The 647-nt window shown below is 52.6% G+C and carries 1 pseudogene; it reads right to left on the reverse strand.

From position 1 onward, the window contains the following. Positions 1-218 (reverse strand): annotated as a pseudogene (locus F2B26_RS16655) (hypothetical protein); the annotation flags it as partial. Between the last annotated feature and the right edge of the window lie 429 nt (positions 219-647).

Raw genomic sequence — 647 nt, forward strand, 5'->3', positions numbered from 1 at the left:
AAGGCGTTCTGCTGCGGCTTGCCGGGGTCGATGTAGTGCCAATCAACATCGTTCTCGTTGGCCCATTTCAGGATCGCCCGGCTGGTGAACTCTGTCCCGTAGCACCTCGGGAGGACGGGCTGCTTTGAGGTTATGGCCACCTCCGCCGTCGGCAGCCCGGCTTCCTGTTCTTTGATCATCCCAATGATCTGGGATTCCGTGAAACGGCTCTTTCGCATTCGTTTGCTCCTTCAAAAGGTTGAGCAAACTCTACATCAGAACGCGGGAGATTTCGGGGGGCAGGTCACGCGGAAAGTGCGAATTTAATTTGTAGAGAGCATCAACAACGGTTCTGAAAGATGCCAGAGACAGCAGAGAAACTCCGCTACTCCGCGAGCGGTGTCTACGTCCTCATACCTGGAAGGGCATAGTGGTTCACGGGTAACACCCCAGACCAACGTTCGTGGCCTCAAAATAAATCAAGGTTTTCAAGCATCAGCCCACGTCTTCTTGGCACTCAATTGCTGCTTCCAGCGCGGCATAACTTCCAGTGAGGTCTATCGACATCACCTCACCTTGTTCATTGTAGAGGGTCATCGTGTATTTTTTTGCGATATCAAATAGGAAGTCCGGATTATCGAATGGTATATCAGCTCCGGGCACGCCCT

The organism is Cellulomonas citrea (assembly GCF_009829685.1).
Taxonomy (GTDB): Bacteria; Actinomycetota; Actinomycetes; order Actinomycetales; family Cellulomonadaceae; genus Cellulomonas; species Cellulomonas citrea.